The 2,791-nt window shown below is 69.9% G+C and carries 1 protein-coding gene, 1 tRNA gene and 1 pseudogene; all 3 read left to right on the top strand.

Features of this window, described 5'->3' with window-relative positions; genetic code table 11:
• Positions 1 to 462 (top strand): annotated as a pseudogene (locus tag I5G_RS03075) (glutamate--tRNA ligase); the annotation flags it as partial.
• A gap of 517 nt (positions 463 to 979) precedes the next feature.
• Positions 980 to 1,051: transfer RNA gene (locus I5G_RS03070), tRNA-Gln, on the top strand.
• A gap of 306 nt (positions 1,052 to 1,357) precedes the next feature.
• A partial coding sequence (locus I5G_RS20300) for a hypothetical protein (RefSeq protein ID WP_204365538.1) occupies positions 1,358 to 2,791 on the top strand: 1,434 nt, incomplete at its 3' end.

Genomic DNA, 2,791 nt, shown 5'->3' with positions numbered 1-2,791 from the left:
GCCGCCCGCATCGTGCCGTACCTCGCTGCAGCCGGGTACGTGGCCGAGGAGCCGTCGGCGGAACACCGCGCGATCATCGCCGCCGCCGCACCCCTCGTGCAGGAGCGCGTGCAGCTGCTCGGCGAGGTGCCCGGAATGCTGGGCTTCCTCTTCGTCGACGAGGTGTCGTACGCGGAGGACGCCCTGAAGGGCCTGCCCGCGAACGCCGCCGAGGTGCTCGTCGCGTCGGTGGGCGCGCTCGAGCTCGTGCCCGAGGCGGAGTTCACCCCCGCCGCGGTGCAGGAAGCTCTCTCGGCCGCTCTCGTCGACGAACTCGGCCTCAAGCCGCGGGTGGCCTACGGTCCGCCGCGTGTGGCCCTGACCGGCCGTCGCGTGTCGCCGCCGCTGTTCGAGTCGATGGAGCTGCTCGGCAAGGCCGCGACCCTCCGCCGCCTCGACGCCCTGGTGCAGCACCTGGGCTGACGCGGCCCCGGGCGCCGTCCTCGGCGCCCGGGGCGTGCGCCGTCCTCGGCGCTCGTGCCTCTGCCGTTCGTCTCAGGCGGGCGCGCCCGACGTTGTCCCGCGCTCTGCCGGCATCCGGGCTGCGCGTTCCTGATTCAGTGTCCAAGACACGCGGATGCCATGCGCTGGCGTCCGCGTGTTCTGGACACCGAACCTTCGCGCCTGCTTCCGCGACGCCTCCGGGAGCTGCACGACACGGCCGATCGTGCCAGGCGCGCGAGGGGAGCACGGCACGGCGCAACCCCGGTGCCCGGACTCAGGCCGCACGCCGATCCGCTGCGCTTGGTGCGTTGCCACCCCCCAACTTCAGTGTCCAAAACACGCGGATGCCACGCGCCGGCATGCGCGTGTTGTGGACACCGAAGCATGCGGAGAGGGGCATACGAGCCGTCGCGACGCGCGCGGGCGGGCGCCGGTTTGGTGCTCGGCCCGGTGTCACGTAAGCTTGATCCTCGGCACGAACTTCGGTTCAGCGCCTTGGGGTATGGTGTAATTGGCAACACGGCGGTTTCTGGTTCCGTTGTTCTTGGTTCGAGTCCAGGTACCCCAGCAAAACGAAAGCCCCGGTCAGACGCTCTTCAGCGCTCAGCCGGGGTTCTGTGTTTCCGAGCGAGGAACTCGCGGAAATGCGCTTCGCATCGCTGTCCCCGCGGCCGGCATTGCACGTCACGCTGGGAGTGATCGAGCCCGTATCCCCCCGTTTCGGGGCCTTCCTGTGCACGTCCGTGGCCAGCGGGAAACGCTGACGCTCGCGGAAAGTGGTCCGCTTCTGCTTTACTGCCGGGAATCATGCGGCCCGGGGGGAGTCGTCGCGTGATCGAGGACCGGATCCCCCGCTCGCCAAGGGAGCCGCCCGATGTCCGCACGTCCGCGCCGTCGCCACTTCGCTGCTGTGTCGATCCTTGCGCTCCTCCTCGGCGGTGCGATCGCGTCGCCGGCGATCGCGCAAACGCGGGACGACACGGTCGTGGCTGTCGGAGAAGACTGGACCGTCGAGCGTGCACCCGCGGGATTCGTGGTGATCCTCCACCTGGCACAGTCCCTGCCGGTGGTCAGCGATGCTCCGACGATCGTGGTCGACGGCGCTCCCATCGGGATCGCTCGCACCTCAGACCGCGGGCGCACCCTGACCGTCACGACGTCGGACGACCGAGTCGCCGCCGCGCGAGAGGTGGTGAAGGGCTGGGCTTCGGGATCCGGCCCCAAGGCGGGGGAGGACGGTTCGGGTCGGCAGGGCGAACGGCGCGCACCGACGGACCGCCCGGAACCGAAGAAGGGCGGTGCGCCCACCATCCCGGTCGCCGACCCCTCGCAGACAGGACCGTACGCGGTGCGTGAGGCGGAATACGACTTCGGCGACCGTTCCCTCGCGCTGGCGGGCTCCTCCGACATGCGCGGCGAGGTCGCCGGCAAGATCTATCTGACGACCGCCTCCGGTGCGCGCCCCGTGATTCTGCTCGAGCACGGCCGCCACGTCACATGCGGAGATGCAGCGACGGGGGACGCGGACCTCGCGTGGCCGTGCGCCGAGGACCAGATGGTGATCCGGTCCTACCTGGGATACGACAAGACAGCGCGCTCTCTGGCATCCAATGGGTACAACGTGATCTCGGTCTCCGCGAACGCCATCAACGCCACGGATGCCGAATTCACCCTGGATCAGGGCGCCCAGGCCCGTGGACGTCTCGTGCTCGACACCCTGCGGATGCTCGACCGGCTGAACCGGGGCGAGTCAGTGGCGTTCGAGGACCGGCCGGACGGGTCGAGCACGCCCGTCACTCGGACATTCGACGACGCGCTGACGCGCGCGACCGACCGGTCGGACGCGCCCGCGACACCATCGGGTCTGACGGCGGGCGATCTGGCGGGGCATTTCGACCTGGGGCGGGTCGGACTGATGGGCCATTCCCGAGGTGGGGAGGGCGTCGTCACCGCCGCACAGCTGAACGCCGCGGAACCCGATCCGTTCGGCATCCGGGCTGTCCTTCCCCTCGCTCCGACCGACTTCGCCCGACGCACTCTGCCCGACGTCACGACGATGGCGGTTCTGCCGTACTGCGACGGCGACGTGGCCGATCAGCAGGGGCAGAAGTACGTCGACGATTCCCGACGCGCGTTCGGGGATGACGTGCTCCGGTCCGCCGTGTGGGTCATGGGTGCCAACCACAACTTCTTCAACTCGGTGTGGACACCGGGAACGTATCCGGCGGGCGGCACGGACGATTGGGATCCGGAGGACACGTCGTCGGCCTGCGCGACGAGCGATCCGACCCGTCTCACTCCGGCCGAG

Origin of the sequence: Microbacterium sp. B19 (assembly GCF_000333395.1) — a bacterium.
Taxonomy (GTDB): Bacteria; Actinomycetota; Actinomycetes; order Actinomycetales; family Microbacteriaceae; genus Microbacterium.
This window is presented reverse-complemented; position numbering and strand designations above follow the sequence as displayed.